General features: G+C 66.1%; 15 protein-coding genes. 6 read left to right on the forward strand and 9 right to left on the reverse strand.

Translation table 11 applies throughout. The features are described from left to right. Window positions 1-15: 15 nt before the first annotated feature. The 4 genes from AB843_RS08400 to AB843_RS08415 all read right to left on the reverse strand — a co-directional run bounded on the left by AB843_RS08400 (window position 16) and on the right by AB843_RS08415 (window position 4,320). A complete protein-coding gene (locus AB843_RS08400; protein WP_048646342.1) occupies window positions 16-1,041 on the reverse strand; it encodes a ketopantoate reductase family protein in 1,026 nt (341 codons plus the stop codon). Beyond that, on the reverse strand, window positions 1,038-2,015 hold the full coding sequence (locus AB843_RS08405) for an isoaspartyl peptidase/L-asparaginase family protein (RefSeq protein WP_048646428.1): 978 nt from the start codon (window positions 2,013-2,015) through the stop codon (window positions 1,038-1,040). Before AB843_RS08405 ends, AB843_RS08400 begins: the two co-directional genes overlap by 4 nt. Window positions 2,016-2,156: 141 nt before the next feature. Continuing rightward, window positions 2,157-3,746 carry an ABC transporter substrate-binding protein gene (locus tag AB843_RS08410; protein ID WP_048646429.1) on the reverse strand — a complete coding sequence of 530 codons (1,590 nt, stop codon included), beginning with the start codon at window positions 3,744-3,746 and terminating at the stop codon, window positions 2,157-2,159. A gap of 4 nt (window positions 3,747-3,750) precedes the next feature. After that, window positions 3,751-4,320, reverse strand: coding sequence for a MarR family winged helix-turn-helix transcriptional regulator (locus AB843_RS08415; protein WP_244467927.1), 570 nt, complete (start codon window positions 4,318-4,320; stop codon window positions 3,751-3,753). Window positions 4,321-4,469: 149 nt separating this feature from the next. Between AB843_RS08415 and AB843_RS08420 the strand changes: the two genes are divergently transcribed. The 6 genes from AB843_RS08420 (at window position 4,470) to AB843_RS08445 (ending at window position 10,072) form a co-directional block, all read left to right on the forward strand. Beyond that, complete coding sequence (locus tag AB843_RS08420) at window positions 4,470-5,171, forward strand: creatininase family protein (RefSeq protein WP_048646343.1); 702 nt, start codon at window positions 4,470-4,472, stop codon at window positions 5,169-5,171. 35 nt (window positions 5,172-5,206) lie between these two features. Beyond that, window positions 5,207-6,178 (forward strand): ABC transporter permease, encoded by a 972-nt coding sequence (locus tag AB843_RS08425; RefSeq protein ID WP_048646344.1) that lies wholly within the window; start codon window positions 5,207-5,209, stop codon window positions 6,176-6,178. After that, window positions 6,175-7,056: an ABC transporter permease gene (locus tag AB843_RS08430; RefSeq protein ID WP_048646345.1), complete on the forward strand. Its 882-nt coding sequence runs from the start codon at window positions 6,175-6,177 to the stop codon at window positions 7,054-7,056. Before AB843_RS08425 ends, AB843_RS08430 begins: the two co-directional genes overlap by 4 nt. Next, entirely contained in the window at window positions 7,053-8,030 is a 978-nt protein-coding gene (locus tag AB843_RS08435; RefSeq protein WP_048646346.1) for an ABC transporter ATP-binding protein, read from the forward strand. The genes AB843_RS08430 and AB843_RS08435 overlap by 4 nt, the downstream gene beginning before the upstream one ends. Next, on the forward strand, window positions 8,027-9,091 hold the full coding sequence (locus tag AB843_RS08440; protein WP_082143715.1) for an ABC transporter ATP-binding protein: 1,065 nt from the start codon (window positions 8,027-8,029) through the stop codon (window positions 9,089-9,091). Before AB843_RS08435 ends, AB843_RS08440 begins: the two co-directional genes overlap by 4 nt. Before the next feature lie 99 nt (window positions 9,092-9,190). Then, entirely contained in the window at window positions 9,191-10,072 is an 882-nt protein-coding gene (locus AB843_RS08445; RefSeq protein ID WP_048646347.1) for a polysaccharide deacetylase family protein, read from the forward strand. A 239-nt stretch (window positions 10,073-10,311) separates the two neighbouring features. On the opposite strand, the gene AB843_RS08450 is transcribed toward AB843_RS08445, so the two are convergent. The 5 genes from AB843_RS08450 to AB843_RS08470 all read right to left on the reverse strand — a co-directional run bounded on the left by AB843_RS08450 (window position 10,312) and on the right by AB843_RS08470 (window position 18,609). Next, window positions 10,312-11,964 (reverse strand): OFA family MFS transporter, encoded by a 1,653-nt coding sequence (locus AB843_RS08450; RefSeq protein WP_048646432.1) that lies wholly within the window; start codon window positions 11,962-11,964, stop codon window positions 10,312-10,314. Between the two features lie 278 nt (window positions 11,965-12,242). Further along, window positions 12,243-14,261, reverse strand: coding sequence for a sensor histidine kinase (locus AB843_RS08455; RefSeq protein ID WP_048646348.1), 2,019 nt, complete (start codon window positions 14,259-14,261; stop codon window positions 12,243-12,245). Beyond that, a complete protein-coding gene (locus AB843_RS08460; RefSeq protein WP_048646433.1) occupies window positions 14,254-15,663 on the reverse strand; it encodes a sigma-54-dependent transcriptional regulator in 1,410 nt (469 codons plus the stop codon). Before AB843_RS08460 ends, AB843_RS08455 begins: the two co-directional genes overlap by 8 nt. Before the next feature lie 79 nt (window positions 15,664-15,742). Beyond that, the gene (gene hutU, locus AB843_RS08465) at window positions 15,743-17,410 is read right to left on the reverse strand and encodes a urocanate hydratase (protein ID WP_048646349.1); all 1,668 of its coding nucleotides are present in this window, start codon (window positions 17,408-17,410) and stop codon (window positions 15,743-15,745) included. Further along, on the reverse strand, window positions 17,407-18,609 hold the full coding sequence (locus AB843_RS08470) for a CaiB/BaiF CoA transferase family protein (protein WP_048646350.1): 1,203 nt from the start codon (window positions 18,607-18,609) through the stop codon (window positions 17,407-17,409). The genes hutU and AB843_RS08470 overlap by 4 nt, the downstream gene beginning before the upstream one ends. Window positions 18,610-18,616 lie beyond the last annotated feature (7 nt).

The following is an 18,616-nucleotide window of genomic DNA, read 5'->3' on the forward strand; positions in this document are numbered from 1 at the left end:
CGCCGACAAGTCCCGTCAGCGCATGGCGGCCGTTTGGGCAAGCATGGCGAAGGTTTCCGGTCCCTGCCGGAGCCGGCCGTCCTCGATCCCATGGATCAGTTCGACCAGTCGGGCAAGCATCGGCGTTTCGATCCCCGCCTCGCGGCCGAGATCGCCGATGATGCCGAGTTGCGCGTCGGCCTCGGTGCGCCGCTTGCGCACGGCCAGATCGCGCCAGATGCCCGAATGGGTCTTCGCCGTGTGGCGGTTGAATTCGGCAAGATCGGCAATCGAGCGGCGCGCGCCACTCTCCGGGGCATCGGCGGCGAACGCAGCCGGTTCGAAGCCGTTGAAGCCGCGCGGCATCACCTGGCGCGCCGCCGCCACGCGGTAAACCTCACGCGCCAGCCGGTCGAAGACGGCAAACCGTCCGGGGTCGGCGAAATTCTCCGCCATGGTGTCGTTGTTGAGCGCCGTGGCGAACAGCATCGCCCCATAGGCGAGTTTGCCCCACAGATAGCCCCAGATGTCGTCGGTCAACACCGCGTCGGCATCGAAGGCGGTCAGCAGTTCGTGCATGGCGCGGGTCCGCTCGCGGATCGACCCGTCGATCTCGCCGACCACCACCGCGCCGCGATTGCCGTAGAGGATGCGGCCGGGCGCAATCCAGTCGGCGCCGAAATTGACGAAGGCGCCCATGGTGCGCTGCTGCCCGACGATGGAGGCAATCACCAGTTCGTTGAGGCCGTTCTGGGCCGACAGCACGAAACCGTCCCCGGCCAGGTGCGGCAGCAGCATGCGGCAGGCGTCCGCCGTATGCTGCGCCTTGACGGCCAGCACGACGCGGCTGAACGTGCCGGTCAGTTCATCGGGTATCGCGGCGGCGGTCTTCTGGCGGAATTCGGCCACCGGCCCCTCGATGGACAGGCCCTCGGTGCGGATCGCCGCGACATGCTCGGCGACCACATCGACCATCAGCACATCATGGCCGGCGCGCGCCCAGAAGGCGCCGAGCGCGCCGCCGATGGCCCCGGCGCCCCAGATCAGGATCGGTTCGCTCATGCCCCGGGCGCCCCGGGCACTTCCAGCGTCTCGACGAAAAACACCTCGCCATGGCTTGCCACATGCAGCTTGCCATCGCGCGTCACCCAGCCGCGGAACATGCCGTCGGTGTTGTAGGGCGCGCTGACATTGCCGCTGCCGTCGACGGCCACGGCACCCGCGCCGATGCCGTAGGATTTCAGATCGTCGCGGATAACCTTGTGCGAGGCCGTCTCCAGCGTCTCGCCCAGATAGGCGATGCGGCTGGCGATCTCGTGGCCGACCACATGGCGGATGAAGAACTCGCCCTGCCCTGTGCCGGAAACCGCGCAGACGCCGTCGCGCGCGTAAGTGCCGGCGCCGATGATCGGCGAATCGCCGACGCGCCCCTGCGGCTTGTTGTTGTAGCCGCCGGTCGAGGTGGCGGCGGCCAGATGCCCCGCCCGGTCGAGCGCCACCGCGCCGACCGTGCCGTGTTTCTCGGCCTCGGAGGCGGCGGCGTAGGTGCCGGTCCTGGCATGCGCCTTCATGGCGGCGAGCGCCTTTTGCCGTCGTTCGGTGGTGAAATAGTCGGCGGCGACGATGTCGAGCCCGCTGCGTTCGGCAAAACGGTCGGCGGCCGGCCCCGTCAGGAGCACCGCGCCGCTCCGTTCCATCACGGCGCGCGCCGCCTTGACCGGGTTCCTGATGCGGCTTGCCGCACAGATGGCGCCGGCATCGAAGTTCGACCCGTCCATGATCGAGGCGTCGAGCTCATGTTCGGCATTCTCGTTCAGCGCCGCGCCATAGCCGGCGTTGAAATGGGGCGAATCCTCCATGACGACGACCGCCACCTCGACCGCGTCGAGCGCCGTGCCGCCCTTGGCCAGCACCGCCCAGCCGGCCCTCAACGATGACGCCAGATCGGCGCGCGCGGCCTGCCATTCCTCTTCACTGAGGTCGAGCTTGGCCATCACGCCACAGCCGCCATGGATCGCCAATGCTACAGGGTTCATCATCAATCCTTTTCAAAAAAGACGCCCGACCGCTGAACGGCCGGGCTGGAGCCAAAATGCTCTGGAGACGTTGGGTGTTGTGACCAGAGGCGGATGCGCTCCGAAGATTGCCCGCGCGCAAGGGAGGCCGCGCGCCGAAAACTACTGAGCCGGACGGATGTTCATGGCCAGCGTGTCCTCGTCGGAACGCGGCACGATGGAGAAGTTCTTCTTCATCGCCCAGGCGGTGACGATCGAGGCGATCGGCAGGTTCGGCCGGTCGGTGGAAACCAGCGCGTTGGCCTCCTCCAGCAGCGTGCGCCGCTTGGCCTCGTCCATCTCGGTCGCCGCGTCCTCGATCAGCTTGTCCATCTCCGGGTTGGAGTAGCCGCGCACGTTGAACGCGCCCATCTTGGTCTCGGGATCGTTGGTGTGAACCAGCGACGACAGCGTGTAGTTCGCCTCGCCGGTCAGCGTGCCCCAGCCGGACATGGTCATCGAGTATTCGCCGCGCGTCTTGGCGGGGAAGAACACGGCGCCTGGCGCCGCGTTTGCCTCGGCCTTGACGTTGATGCCGGCCAGCATCTGGGCGATCGTCGTGCCGACGTCCTTGTCGCCCGGCAGGCGGTCGTTGGTGAAGGAGAAGGTGACGGTGAAACCGTCCGGATAGCCGGCCTCAGCCATCAGCGCCTTGGCCTTTTCGACGTCGTAGCCGGGAACCTCGACCGCCTCGTTGTAGCCGAAAATGTTCGGCGTCACGAGCTGGCTCTGCGCCGTTCCCATGGTCTCCATGGCGATCTCGGTGATCGTCTCGCGGTCGATGGCCAGGTCGATCGCCTCACGCACGCGCGGGTCCTGGAACGGATTCTTGTCGAGCTTCGAACCGTCCTTTGCCGTGATCTGCGGTGTGTCGTCGCGGAAGTCGAACTCGACGTTGAACAGGTAGACGCTGTTCTGCTTGGTCACCGTCAGCGCGCCGTCGCGCTCCAGCACAGGCACGTCGGCGGATGGCACGCGGGCAATGATGTCGATCTGGCCGGCCTTCAACTGGGCGACACGCGCGGCATCGTTGGGGATCTCCTTGCGGACGACCTTGTCCCAAGGTTCGGCGCCGCCCCAATAGCCGTCGAATTTTTCCAGGACCAGCTCTTCCTTCGGCGTCCAGGAGACGAATTTGTAGGGACCGGTGCCGATGGCGGCCTTGCCGGTGTTGAAGCCGTCATTCGCCGTCTCCTGCGTGGAATAGTCGGCGGCTGCGGTGTGCGAGACGACGAACAGGCGGATGAAGTCGTTGGGCAGCGTCGGCGCCGGACCGTCCGTCTTGACGCGGATCGTGTAGGGATCGACGATCTCGACCGACTGCACGCGGCGCACATAGATCGTCGTCGGATTCGGGCCGGCCACATTGGGAATGCGTTCGATGGAGAACTTGACGTCCTCGGCGGTGAAATCCGAGCCGTCATGGAATTTTACGCCCTGGCGCAGCTTGAATTCCCAGGTCGTCTCGTCGACCGCCGTCCAGCTTTCGGCAAGGCCGGGCTCAAGCTCCAGATTGTTGCCGGATTTCACCAGCGTGTCATAGATGTGCTTCATCGCCTCGGCGTGGGTGCCGGCGGCGGTGAAATGCGGGTCGACGGACAGCGGGCCGGCGCGCACGCCGATGGTCAGGTCCTCCGCCATGGCATAGCCGGACACGCCGGTCATCAAAACGGCGGCAAGGGTCGCCGCGCGGAACTGCGTCTGGAATTTCATCACTCTACTCCTCTGGATCGATGCTGGTTGGCCAGTTCTTGGAATCGACGACCATTTTCGCCAGAAGCTCGGAGAGCATCAGGCGCTCGGCCTGGGTCAATCTGGCGAGAAGCACCTGTTCCCGCTCGACCATCGGCAGAAGCGTGTCGTCGAAGATTTTCCGTCCCTTTTGCGTCAAATGGAGGACGAAGCTGCGCTGGTCGTCTGGCGCGACCTCGCGCAGGATGATGCCCTTGTCCAAAAGCTTCTGCACCGCGCGGCTGATCGTGTTGCGCGGAAAGCCCGAAGACGAGCAGATGTCGCGCGCGGCGATGCCGCCCTTCAGGCCGATCGAATAGAGCACGACGAATTCCGGGCGCGCCAGCCCATGGTGCTTCTCGGTCCAGCTATAGACAGGGATGTTGAAGCCGAGGGCCAGGTAATTCAGCCGGAACGAGAACCAGCACGGGTTCTCCCACAGCTTGACGCCGACCAGATCGTCCACCGCGCGCGCGGCGTCGTCGGTCAGCCCGCCGCCCATGGCCGGGTCGGTGAACCCGTGCGCGGCGACGCCCCTCTCCCATCGGTCTTCCACGAAATTTCCTTTCGCAGTTTTGTTCCATATGGAACTTGACGCAACCAATTGTCATCGTCAATATCTTTTTATTGTCCCATATGAGACTAATGTCGAGTTTCTGGCCACCCACTGGCCACGCCCTTTCACGATGAAGAAACAGGTGCCCGATGCGCATTGCCGAGATGAACTGGATGCAGGTTGAGGAACGGGCGGCAAAGGACGACCGCTGCATCCTGCCGCTGGGCAGCGTCGAGCAGCACGCCTATCTGAGCCTGGCCGTCGACATGATCCTCGCCGAGCGCGTTTCCGTCGATGCCGCCGAACCGTCCGGCGTGCCGGTGTTTCCGGTGATGCCCTACGGTCTCGCATCCAGCTTCGCCGACTATCCGGGCACCGTGTCGCTGCGCCTGTCGACCTATGCCGCGCTGGTCGAGGACATGCTCGACAGCTTGCACCGCTCCGGTTTCCGCCGCATCCTCATCGTCAACGGCCATGGCGGCAACACGCCGGTCACAGCCCTCGTTTCCGAATGGCTGAACGCCCACCGCGACACGATGGTCAAGTTCCACGACTGGTGGCGCGCGCCAAAAGTCTGGGCCAAGGTGCAGGCCACCGACCCGGCCGCCTCGCACGCCTCGTGGATGGAGAATTTTCCCTGGACGCGGCTCGCCGGCATTGCCATGCCGGAGGCACGCAAACCGCAGATCGACTATGCAAGGCTTGCCCGCCTCGACGCCGGGCGCAAGCGGGCGCTGCTCGGCGACGGCAATTACCACGGGCTCTACCAGCGCCCGGACGCGGACATGACGGCCATCTGGGAGGTTGCCGTCTCTGAAACCCGCGCGCTTCTGGAGAATGACTGGGACTGACGAGACAATAAGAAACTGAGGGGAACGGCAAACACATGCTCGGCTTCATCATTCAGCGCTTGTGGCAGGCGGGGATCGTCATCCTCGCCATGTCGGTGCTGGTCTTCTGCGGCGTCTTCGCGGTCGGCAATCCGATCGACGTCCTGATCTCGCCCGACGCGACGCAGGACATCCGCGCCCAGGTGATCGCCCAATACGGGCTCGACCAGCCGCTCTGGCGGCAATATTTCACCTTTTTCGGCCGCATGCTGCACGGCGATTTCGGCCAGTCATTCGTCTACAACATGCCGGTCACGCAGCTCATCCTGTCGCGCCTGCCGGCGACGCTGGAACTGGTGCTGTTCGCCGTCGTCGGCGCCAGCCTGATCGGCATCCCGCTCGGCATGTATGCCGGCTACCGGCACGAAAGCCCCGCTGCCAAGATCATCATGGGCCTGTCGATCCTCGGCTTTTCCGTTCCCAGCTTCTGGATCGGTCTGGTGCTGATCATGACGTTTGCCGTGCAGCTCGGCTGGCTGCCGGCCGGCGGACGCGGCGAAACGGCTTCCCTGTTCGGCATTCAATGGAGTTTTCTCACCGGCGACGGGCTAAAACACATGCTCCTGCCGGCAATCAACCTGGCCCTGTTCAAGTTCGCCATGATGATCCGGCTGGCGCGCGCCGGCACGCGCGAGATCATGCTGACCGACACGATCAAGTTCGCCCGCGCCGCCGGCCTTTCCGAAGGCACGGTTCTGGTGCGCCACGTGCTGCGGCTGATCGCCATCCCGCTGGTGACGATCTTCGGCCTGGAGCTCGGCTCGACGCTGGCCTTCGCCGTCGTCACCGAAACCATCTTCTCCTGGCCCGGCCTCGGCAAATTGATCATCGACAGCATCACCTCGCTCGACCGGCCGGTCATGGTCGCCTATCTGATGCTCGTCGCGCTGCTCTTCGTGCTGATCAACTTCTTCGTCGACCTCACCTACGCGCTGCTCGACCCACGGCTGCGGAGGGCGCGGGCATGATCTCGAAGAACAGCTTCCTGGGCCGCTTCTTCCAGGAGTTCGCCCGCAACAGGACGGCAACGCTTGCCGCCCTCGTCGTGCTCGTCATCGCGGTGCTGGCGATCTTCGCGCCGCTGGTCGCGCCGCAGGATCCCTACGATCTCGCCAATCTGGTCCTGCGTGATGCGCGCCGGCCGCCCGGCTATGTCGGCACCACCGGCATGCTGCATGTGCTCGGCACGGATTCGCAAGGCCGCGACCTCCTGTCGGCCATCCTCTACGGGTTGCGCATCTCGCTGCAGATGGGCCTGCTCGCCGGCACCATCGCCTTCTCAGTCGGCGCCGTGGTCGGCACGTCGGCGGCCTATCTCGGCGGCCGGTTCGAGGCGATCATCATGCGCGTCATCGACCTGCAATTGTCCTTCCCGGCGATCCTTCTGGCCTTCGTCATCGCCGCCATGCTCGGCCAGGGCGCCTGGCAGCTCATCATGGCGCTGGTCTTCGCCCAATACGCCTATTTCGCCCGCACGGCGCATGGCGCGGCGTCGGCCGAACGGCACAAGGATTACGTCGAGGCGGCGCTGTCGACGCCGCTCAGCGCGCGGCGCGTGGTGCTGCGCCACATCCTGCCCAATTCGCTGCCGCCGCTGATCGTCGTCGCCACCGTGCAGGTGGCCAGCGCCATCGCGCTCGAGGCGACGCTGTCCTTCCTCGGCGTCGGCCTGCCACCCACGGAACCGTCGCTCGGCATGCTGATCGCCAACGGCTTCCAGTATCTCCTGTCGGGCCGCTACTGGATTTCCATCTATCCGGGCGTCGCGCTGATCATCCTCATCGTGTCGATCAACCTGGTCGGCGACCAGGTGCGCGACCAACTCAATCCGAGGCTGAAACGATGACCGCGCCGCTGCTCGAAGTTTCGGGGCTGAAAACCCAGTTTCCCACCGCCTCCGGTGTCGCCAAGGCCGTCGACGGCGTCTCCTTCAGGCTGGAGCGCGGCGAAGTGCTCGGCCTGGTCGGCGAATCCGGTTCCGGCAAGAGCGTCACCGGCTTCTCGCTGATCGGCCTGGTGGACGAGCCCGGCCGCATCGTCGAGGGTTCGGTGCGCTATGAAGGCCGCGATCTCGTCGGCCTGCCGACCAGCGATTTGCGCCGCATCCGCGGCAAGGAGATCGCCATGGTCTTCCAGGACCCGATGATGACACTCAATCCGCTGCTCAGCATCGCCACGCAGATGCGGCTGGCCATCGCGGCGCATGAGCGCGTGTCGAAGGCCGCCGCCCGTGCCCGCTCGGTCGCGGTGCTCGCCCGCGTCGGCATCCCGGCGCCCGAGAGCCGGCTCGATGCCTATCCGCACCAGTTCTCCGGCGGCATGCGCCAGCGCGTGGCGATCGCCATCGCCCTGTTGCACCGGCCGAAGATCATCATCGCCGACGAACCGACGACGGCGCTCGACGTCTCCATCCAGGCGCAGATCCTGACCGAAATGAAGATGCTGGTCGACGAGATCGGCATGGCGATGATCTGGATCAGCCATGATCTCGCCACCGTCTCCTCCATAGCCGACCGCATCGCCGTCATGTATGCGGGCCGCATCGTCGAATCGGGACCGGTCGGCGCCGTGCTGCGCGATCCGCGCCATCCCTACACGCAGGGGCTGCTCGATTCGCTTCCCTCGCGCACCCGGCCCGGTGAGGAACTGCGCCAGATCCCCGGCACCACGCCGTCGCTTCTCAATCTGCCGCAAGGCTGCGCCTTCGCGCCGCGCTGCCCGCGCGCCGACGATCTTTGCAAGGCGGTGCCCGTCGAAAGCGTCGCCATGGACCGCACCTATCGCTGCCACCATCCCGAGACGCAAAGGAGTGCGGCATGAGCGCCTTTCTGACCGTCGACCGCGCCGCCAAGCGCTTCTCGCCCGCCGTCAATCTCGGCGACAGGATCGCCACCTGGCTCGGCGCGCAGAAGCCGCCGCGCACGGTTCATGCCGTCGATGGCGTCGACCTCACCATCCAGCGCGGCGAAGTGCTCGGCCTGGTCGGCGAATCCGGCTGCGGCAAGTCGACCCTCGGGCGCATGATCGCCGGCATCCATGTGCCGACCGAAGGCAGCGTCCTGCTCGACGGCGCGCCGGTCATGTCCGGCGGCAGCCGGCCGCGCAAGATCACGACGCGCGTGCAGATGGTGTTCCAGGATCCGTTCGCCTCGCTCGATCCGCGCATGCGCATCGCCGACACGGTCTCGGAAGGCCCCATCGCCCACGGGTTGACGACGCGGGCGGACGCCGCCGCCTATACCCGCCGCTGGCTGGAGGCGGTCGGCCTCGATCCCGATTTCGCCTCGCGCTATCCGCACCAGTTCTCCGGCGGCCAGCGCCAGCGCATCGCCATTGCGCGGGCGCTGGCCATGCAGCCGGACCTGATCGTCTGCGACGAACCCGTGGCCTCGCTCGACGTCTCGATCCAGGCGCAGATCATCAATCTTCTCATGAAGTTGCGCCGCGAACTCAATCTGACGCTTCTGTTCATCTCGCATGATCTGTCGGTCGTGCGCCATCTCTGCGACCGCGTGGCGATCATGTATCTCGGCCGCATCGTCGAGGAAGGCGCCACGGCGGCGGTCTATGACGATCCGCAGCACCCCTACACCAGGGCGCTGCTCGACAGCGTGCCGAAGCTGGAGATCGACGACGAGGTCGCGGTGGTCTTCAAGCCCATCGAGGGCGAGCTGCCCTCGCCGCAAAACCCGCCGGCCGGTTGCCATTTCCATGCCCGCTGTCCGGTTGCCGTCGAGCGCTGCCTGAGCGAACGCCCGCCGCTTGTGACGACCCTGCCCGGCCGCCGCGCCGCCTGCCATCTGGTCGCGGCTTTCGCAAGTGGTGCGATCCTGACAGATGGTATCCATCTGTCAGGACAAATCGCCCCACCAGATCAATAGCTTGTGGGCTGACTTATCGAAACGGATGGGAACCATTCGTTTCGGTCAGACCACTAAGCGCCGGCTGAAACCCTTTTCATCATCCAATCGGAGAGAGACATGGAACCGTGGGAGTGGAGCGAGGACGTCTGGCGCGCCAAGGTCGACAAGGTGCGGGCGGGCCGCTCGCTGAAGCCGGCGCGCTGGAAGGACGGCGCGCGCTGTGCCGTGGCGCTGTCCTTCGACAGCGATCACGAGACCAACGAGCTGCGCGACGGCGGACAATCCATCGGCCGCCTGTCGCAGGGCCAGTACGGCAATCGCGTCGGCGTGCCGCGCATCCGCGACGTGCTGGCGCGCAACGGCGTCAAGGCGAGCTTCTTCGTGCCCGCCGTCTGCGCCCTGCTCTATCCCGACGAACAGCGCGGCCTGGTGGCCGAGGGGCACGAGGTGGCGCTGCATGGCTGGATCCATGAGCTCAACACCAAGGTGCCGGCCGACAAGGAGCGCGAGCTGCATCTGCGCGCCGCCGACACGCTGGAGAAGATCACCGGCGTCCGCCCCGTCGGCATGCGCACGCCGTCGTGGGATTTTTCCGACGTCACCCTGCAGATCGAGCGCGAGCTCGGCCTGCTCTACGACAGCTCGCTGATGGCCGACGACGACCCTTACGAGATCGTCGAGGAAGGCCAGCCGACCGGCATCGTCGAACTGCCGGTGGAATGGATTCGCGACGACGCGGTCTATTTCAACATGAACCGGTTCCAGGCGCTGCGTCCCTACACACCGCCGACGGACGTGCTCGACATCTTCAAGCGCGAGTTCGACCGCGCCTATGCCGAGGGCGGTCTGTTTCTGCTCACCATGCACCCGCATGTCAGCGGCTACCGCTCGCGCATCTTCATCCTCGAGGAGCTGATCGCCCACATCAAGGCGCATGACGACGTCTGGTTCGCCACCCATGCCGACATCGCCGCCTATGTGAAGGACGCCGCCGGCTGACGGTTTCGGGATCGGGCGTTCAGGCATGGTTCCTCGGGTCGGGGCCCGAGGATGACGAGAGACAGAGGCGTGATGTCAATCACCAGGTTCAGCGCGTTGCAGCGCCCTTTCCACGGTTCGTCATCCTCGGGCTTGACCCGAGGATCCATGCCTGAACAGCCGACCCTCGCCAACACTGAAAAACATTCTGCCCTCCGGCGGGGCTCACGCCGGAGGGCACCGCTGCACAAGCCCTGTTGCTAGAACAGAGCCGCGGTCTTCTGCAGCGTTATCCAGATGCCCCACAGGATGGGGATGCCGACCACGGCCCAGGCGGCGAGCGCCTTGCCGTCGAAGCCGCCCTTGCCGATGCCGAACGAGCCGGTGGGGCCTGCTGCTGCGGCCGCCGATTTCGCCTGCAGGGCCGCCACCTCCTCATCCGACATGTACCATTTGTCGGAAAGCGGCTTGACCAGCATGTTGCAGATCAGGCCGAGGACCAGCATGCCGGCCAGAATGTACATGGTGAAGTCGTAGACCTGCTCGCGCGGGATGCCGGCGTTGATCTGCGCCTCGCGGATGTAGTTGACCACCACCGGGCCGATGATGCCGGCGGTCGCCCAGGCGGTCAGCAGCCGGCCATGGATGGCGCCGACGAACTGGGTGCCGAAGATATCGGCCAGGTAGGCCGGAATGGTGGCGAAGCCGCCGCCATACATGGACAGGATGATGCCGAACATCAGGACGAACAGCACCTGGCTGCCCATATGCGCCGCCGAGGGTGCCAGCGCGTAGAGCACGATGCCGATCAGGAAGAAGGCGTAATAGGTGTTCTTGCGGCCGATCTTGTCCGACAGCGAGGCCCAGAAGAAGCGCCCGCCGATGTTGAACAGAGACAGCAGGCCGGCAAAGCCGGCGGCGATCGCCGCGATCGCCGTCTTCTGCGAGCCGTCGAGCTGGCCGAAGGTCAGTTCCGGCAGGCCGATCAGCCGGCCGCCGAAGATTTCCTGCAGCATTGGCGAGGCCATGCCGATGACGCCGATGCCGGCCGAGACGTTCAGCGTCAGCACGGCCCAGATCAGCCAGAACTGCCTGGTCTTGTGGGCGTCGCGCAGATGCACGTGGCGCGAGGTGATCATCGACCTGGCGCTTTTCTCTGGCGGCGTCCAGCCGTCCGGCCGCCAGCCGGCGGGCGGGATGCGATAGCCGAAGGCGCCGCCCATCATGAAGACGAAATAGATCGCCGCCATGACCAGGAAGGTCTGCCAGACGCCGACGGAATCGGCCGTCTTGAACATGTTCATCAGCATGTCGGCCAGAGGCGCGCCAATCATGGCACCGCCGCCGAAGCCCATGATCGCCATGCCGGTCGCCATGCCGCGCCGGTCGGGGAACCATTTGATCAGCGTCGATACGGGCGAGATATAGCCGAGGCCGAGCCCTATGCCGCCGATGACGCCGGCGCCCAGCCACATCAACCACAATTGATGCAGCATCACGCCGAGTGCGGCGATCGCGATGCCGCCGCACCAGCAAAAGGCTGCGACGACGCCGGCCTTGCGCGGGCCGGCGGTTTCCAGCCAGCCGCCCCAGATGGCGGCGGACGAGCCGAGCAGGACGAAGAACAGCGTGTAGATCCAGCCGAGATCGGACACGCGCCAGTCGCAGCTGGTGGTGAACAGCGCCGAGATCAGCGTCATGTCGGCGCATGCGACGCGCTCCGTGATGCCGACCGCCTGGGTCAGCGGCAGCCAGAAGACGCTGAAACCGTAGGCCATGCCGATGCACAGATGGATCGCCAGCGCGGCCGGCGGCACGAGCCAGCGGTTGAAGCCGGGTTGGGCGATGATGCGCTCGCGGTCCAGTAATCCGCCGGCGGGTGCGCCGACCAAAGTGTCACTTGCTACGGACATGAAATCCTCCTCCATGCCGCCGGAAAAATCCCCATGGCGGCCGTCCAGCTGGTTATGCGGTCCGGGATCGTTCGCGCCCGACTATGGCAGCGTCCTCCACGCCGCCGCGCACCGGCATCGCCGGATGCGCCCTGTGCCGGCCAAATCCTCCCGCATTCGCGCCTTGCACGAAGCAACACGCATGCCAGATCGCACTGCGAGCGATTTCAGTTACTTGTCGTTCGAAGGAGACGAAAGATGGACATTTTGTCCGTGGCTGGCGGACAGAATGTCCGGTGTCAGGTGGCCTCGGGCAGCCAGATCGTGAAGACAGTGCCCTTGCCGGGCTCGCTGGCGGCGGCGATCTTTCCGCCCTGGCGGCTGACCAGCGTCTGGCTGATCGACAGGCCGAGGCCGGTGCCGTCCTGCCGCTTGGTGGTGAAGAACGGGTCGAACACTTTTCGCAGCAGTTCCGCGCTCATGCCGATGCCGGTGTCGGTCACCTCGATGACGAGCCCCGCCTCGCCGTCCATGTCGCGGTCGGCGGTGGCCAGCCTCAGCGTTCCGCCGTCGGGCATGGCGTGGATGGCGTTGACGATCAGATTGACCAGCACCTGCTGCAATTCCGTGCGGTTCATCAGCACCAGCCGCGAGGCCCGGTCGTCGCGCTCGACACGAATCTCGGCCTTGTTCAGGAGATGCTGCACCAGCGGCAGCGAATCGGCGATCACATCGGCCGGCGCGTGGCGCTCGACGAAGCCGGCATATTCCTCCGGCTTGGCGAATTGCAGGAGTTTCGTGACGATCTGGCCGATGCGGTGAATCTGTTCGTCGAGCAGGCGAAACTCGGTCTTCGCCTCGTCGGCGCGCTCCCCCATCACCTGGCGCACCACTTCCAGATTGCCCTGCATCACGGCGATCGGATTGTTGATTTCATGCGCCACGCCGGCCGTGATCTCGCCGATGGCGGCCAGCTTCTCCGACATGATGAGCTGCTTCGTCGTCGCCTCCAGCTGCCGGTTGGCGAGCCGCAGTTCGCGCGTGCGCTCCTCGACGCGGGCGTTCAGTTCCTCGTTCCAGGCGCGCAATTGCCGGTCGCGCTCCTGCAATTGCTCCAGGAGGTGATCGAGATGCTGCGCCACGCGGCCGATCTCGTCGTCGACGCCGGAAATCCCCGTGCGCGCGCCCAGATCGCCGCCCTCGACATCGGCGATCGTGCCGGCCATGCGCTCCAGCGGCTTGAAGATCGAGCGCGCCCAGCGCAGGAAGATCGGCACGCTGAGCGCGGTGATCGCCAGGAAGGCCAGCGCGATGGTGATCAGCGTCGTGTATTTGGCCTGGGTGAACGGCGTTTCGAGAAAGCCGACATAGAGCATGCCGACGCGCCTGCCGAAACTGTCGGTGATCGGCTCGTAGGCGGAGATATACCAGTCGTTGACGACGAAAGCGCTGTCGAGCCAGACCCGTCCCTCGTCCAGCACCGCCGAGCGGACGGCGGCCGAGACGCGGGTGCCGAGCGCCCGGCGCCCCTCGAACAGGCGCACATTGGTGCTGATGCGCACATCGTCGAGAAACAGCGTCGCCGTGCCCTGGCTGCCCTCCGGCAGGCTCGCCTCGCGATAGACGAGGTCGTTGATCGTGTCGATGAAGACCAGGTTGCGGTTGAGCAGGATGCCGCCCACCAGCGCGCCCATGCGGCCGTCGGCGAGCCTGACCGGGCTTGCCGAATGCACCACCATGCCGCGCGTCTCGGCGTCGCGGTCGGTCGGCACGGCGTTGGGCGTGGGCACCAGCTCCAGTTCCGCCCGCTCCAGCAGCGCCGGCGCGATCGCCGCCAGCTCGCCGCCCGAAAAGATGTCGACGCCGGTCGACGCCTCCCCCTGCATCGCCTTGGCAATGATCGGCCAGTCGCCGCGCGGCGTGCTTGAAAAGGCGGGTGCTGTGGCGAGCGGACCGCCATCGGCGCGCGCCAGATAGAGAAAATCGAGAGCGAGCCGCTTGCGGTTTTCCTCCAGCAGCGCCGGCAGCGCGCCCGGCGCGCTGTCGACCGTGTCGCGGAAGCGCACCGACTGGCCGAGCGCCGTCAGATGCTCGCCGGTGTTTTCCAGGATGCGGGCGAAATACTGATGGGCAATGGTCAGGTCGCCATTGACCTTGGAGATCAGCGCCGCATCGAACTTGGCGTTCCAGCGGTAGACCGCCACGCCGAGAAGCAGCGGCAGGATGACCAGCGTCGGCAGCAATGCGATGGCCAGCAGCCGGAAGCGGACGGAGCCCTCCCGCCTCCTGGCGACGGGTTTCGCCGCGTCGTCAGGCATTCCAGGCGGCGCATTTGCGGTCGATGGTCTTGCGCGAGATGCCGAGCTTGCGCGCCGCCGCGTCGCGGTCGCCGCCGGCGCCCTGCAGGACCGACAATATGTGCCGCCGCTCCACGTCGGCCAGGCTTTGCCCGCGCGTGCCGGCTGGTACCGCCGGTCCGCCGCCGAAATCGTCGGGGAAGCGGCCGAGAATCAGCGAGCGCTCGACCAGATTGCGCAATTCGCGCACATTGCCGGGCCAGTCATAGGCGGCGAGTGCCGCGCGCGCTGCGGCGCCGATTTCCACCTGTGGCATGCCGAGTTGCTGCGACAGCTTGCGCATGAACAGGTCGGCCAGTTCCTGCACGTCGCCGCCGCGGTCCTTCAGCGGCGGCAAATGAATCTGCATCACGTTGATGCGGAAAAAAAGATCGGCGCGGAAGCGCCCCGCCTCCACCTGCTTTTCCAGTTCGGCATTGGTGGCGAAGACGAAGCGCAGATCGACGGGAATCTCGCGCTCGGAGCCGACAGGGCGGATGCGCCGGTCCTCCAGAACGCGCAGCAATTTGCTTTGCGTGGCAAGCGGCAGTTCGCCGATCTCGTCGAGAAACAGCGTGCCGTTCTGCGCGTGCATGAACAAACCCTCGCGGGCCGATTCCGCCCCGGTGAAGGCGCCCTTCAGGTGGCCGAACAGCTCCGTCTCGATCATGTCCGGCGGGATCGCCGCGCAATTGACCGGCACGAATGGCTTGTCGGCGCGCTCCGACAGCGCATGCAGCGAGCGCGCCGCCACTTCCTTGCCCGTGCCCGAGCGGCCGGTCAAAAGCACCGATGTCGGCAGCGGCGCGACACGGGCGAGCGCCTCGCGCACATCGTTGATCGCCTTCGAGCCACCGATCAGCTTGTCGCGCAAAAGCACGTGATCGGAGGTCGATTTCAGCTCGTAGCGCAGCACGGTGTTCTCGCGCTGCAGGCGCATCTGGTCGAGGCAGCGCGCCACCGCGTTCAGGAGCTGGTTGGAGCGGAACGGTTTTAGGACGAAATCGACCGCGCCGGCACGCAGCGCCTGGATCGCCGTTTCGAGGTCGGCATAGGCGGTCATCAATATGGCGTTGGAGAAGAAGCCGATGGCGCGTTGCTCGGCCAGCCAGTCGACGCCGTTCTTGCCCGGCATGATGTTGTCGAGGATGACCACGTCATAGTGGTTCTTGTCGAGCTTCTTCGAGGCCTCTTCCGTATCGGCGGCCTCGTCGAGCCGCTTGCAGCGCGGCCCGAGCGTGCGCATCAGGAAGTTGCGCATGCCCGGCTCGTCGTCGATCACCAGGATCGACGCCTGCGCCAGCCACGGGCCGAACTCGGGGCCGAACCCAGGGTTGGCCGCACTGTCGCGCGGCCGTCGTAACGCTGCCTGTCCGGTCGCCATTGCCTCCAGCATCCTCCCCCGGCACTCTCCCATGCGTCACCGCATGATTAGCGAAGGATGCCGGGAAAGCAAATAGCGGCTAGCCTTCCTGCATCGGCAGCCACAGCCCGTTCTCGCGCGCGCAGTCGATGGCGATGTCATAGCCGGCGTCCGCATGGCGCATGACGCCGGTCGCCGGATCGTTCCACAGGACGCGGCCGATGCGCTCGGCGGCCTCCGCCGTGCCGTCGGCCACAAGCGCGATGCCGGAATGCTGCGAATAGCCCATGCCAACGCCGCCGCCATGGTGGAACGACACCCAGTCGGCGCCGCAGGCCGAATTCAACAGCGCGTTGAGGATCGGCCAGTCGGAAACGGCGTCGGATCCGTCGAGCATGCCCTCCGTCTCGCGGTTGGGGCTGGCGACCGAGCCGGAATCCATATGGTCGCGGCCGATCACCAGCGGCGCCGACAGTTCGCCCCGCGCCACCATTTCGTTGAAGGCCAGGCCGACGCGGTGCCGGTCACCCAATCCTATCCAGCAGATTCGCGCCGGAAGCCCCTGGAACTTGATGTTTTTCTGCGCCTTGTCGATCCAGTTGTGCAGGAACGCGTCGTCGGGCAGAAGTTCGCGGATCTTGGCGTCGGTCTTGTAGATGTCGTCCGGATCGCCCGAAAGCGCCACCCAGCGGAACGGCCCCTTGCCGCGGCAGAACAGCGGCCGCACATAGGCCTCGACGAAGCCCGGATAGGAGAAGGCGTCCTCGACGCCCTTTTCCTTGGCCATGGCGCGGATGTTGTTGCCGTAGTCGAGCACCACCGAACCCTTGGCCTTGAAGGCGAGAATGGCGCGCACCTCGGCCGCCATGCTCTCCTTGGCCGCCTCGGACACGGCCTGCGGATCACGCTCGCGGCGATCTTCCCACTCGGCCAGCGTCCAGCCCATCGGCAGGTAGCCGTTGACCGGGTCGTGCGCCGAGGTCTGGTCGGTCACCATGTCTGGGACGATGCCGCGCGCGGCGATTTCGGCAAACACTTCCGCCGCGTTGCCGAGCAGGCCGACCGACACCGGCACCCCGGTCCGCTTCGCCTCCTCGACCAGCGCCAGCGCCTCGTCCAGCGTCGCCGCCGCCTTGTCCAGATAGCCGGTGCGCTGGCGGAACTCGATGCGCGAGGGCTGGCATTCGACGGCGATGATCGAGGCGCCGGCCATGGTGGCGGCGAGCGGCTGCGCGCCGCCCATGCCGCCCAGCCCCGCCGTCAGGAACCAGCGGCCGGCCAGCGAGCCGCCAAAATGCGTGCGGCCGATCTCGCCGAACGTCTCGTAGGTGCCCTGGACGATGCCCTGCGAGCCGATATAGAGCCACGAGCCGGCCGTCATCTGGCCGTACATCATCAGCCCCTTGCGGTCGAGTTCGTTGAAATGCTCCCAATTGGCCCATTTCGGCACCAGATTGCCATTGGCGATGATGACGCGCGGCGCGCCCTTGTGGGTCGGGAACACGCCGACCGGCTTGCCCGACTGCACCAGCAGCGTCTGGTCGTCGCGCAGCTCCTTCAGCACCTCGACGATGCGGTCGAACGACGCCCAGTTGCGCGCCGCCCGGCCGATGCCGCCATAGACGACGAGTTCGCCCGGCCGCTCGGCGACGTCGGGATCGAGATTGTTCATCAAAAGCCGCATCGGCGCTTCGGTCGCCCAGGATTTGGCGGTCAGCTCGGGGCCGGTCGGGCTCTTGATGATGCGGATGTTGTCGTGGCGGGTCATGCGATGGCTTTCTTGTTGCGCAGATCTGCGATGCGCCCGGCATCCAGGCCGAGCAGAGTGGTCAGGACGGTGTCGGTGTCTTCACCGATCAGCGGCGCGCGCTGCGCCTCGGGCGCGGGCGCGCCGTGGAAATGCACCGGCTGCCGCACCAGCGGAATGTCGCCCAGAACGGCGTTCTGGCCAGTGCTCACCAGGCCGCGCGCTTGCGCATGCGGGCTTGCCACCACATCGCCCAGCGACCAGACCGGCCCGCTCGGCACGCCGGCCTTCTGCAGGGCCTCGACGGCTTGTGCACGCGGGCGCCCTGCCGCCCATTCGGCGATCGCCGCGCGCAATTCCCCTTCATGGGCGTTGCGCGCCTTGTTGTCGGAAAAGCGCGGATCATCGGCCAGTTCGGGCCGGCCGATGGCCGAGACGATGGCGCGGAAGGCGCTGTCGGAAAAGCCGACCAGGACGAAATCGCCATCGGCGGCGCTAAAACTGTCGACGGGATAGGTTTCGGGGTGCCGGTTGCCGACACGCCGCGCATCGGCGCCGGTGTAGAGCTGGCGGCTCAAACCGGTCAGCAGCATGGAAAACACCGAATCGAGCATGGCCACGTCCAGATAGCGGCCCTCGCCCGTCCGCTCGCGGTCGAACAGGGCGGCCAGGATGCCCCACGAGGCAAACATGCCCGTCGCCACGTCGGCAAAGCTCTCGCCGACCGCCATGGCGCGCCCGTCGCGCTCGCCGGTGATGCTCATCAGGCCGCTCATCGCCTGGATCACCAGGTCGAAGGCCGGCCAGTTGGCGAGCGGCCCCTCCTGGCCGAAGCCGGAAATCGAGGCATAGACCAGCTTGGGATTGTCGCCGCGCAGCGTCTCGTGGTCGAGGCCGAGCCGGGCGGCGACGCCGGGGCGAAAGTTCTCCACCACCACGTCGCAGGTGGCGGCCAGCTCGCGCGCCAGCTTGACGCCGTCGGCGTCCTTCAAGTTCAGCGCGACGCTTTTCTTGCCGCGGTTGAGCAGCATGAAATAGGTGCTCAGATCGTCCTTGAACGGCGCGAAATGCCGCCCTTCCTCGCCGAATCCCGGCATCTCGATCTTGATCACCTCAGCGCCCAGATCGGCCAGCATCGCCGTGCAGAACGGCCCCGACATGACGCGGGTCAGATCCAGGATGCGGACGCCTTCAAGAAGGTTTTTCCCCTTGTTTTCCATACTCTTA

This window comes from Nitratireductor soli (genome assembly GCF_001050155.1).
GTDB classification, from domain to species: domain Bacteria; phylum Pseudomonadota; class Alphaproteobacteria; order Rhizobiales; family Rhizobiaceae; genus Nitratireductor; species Nitratireductor soli.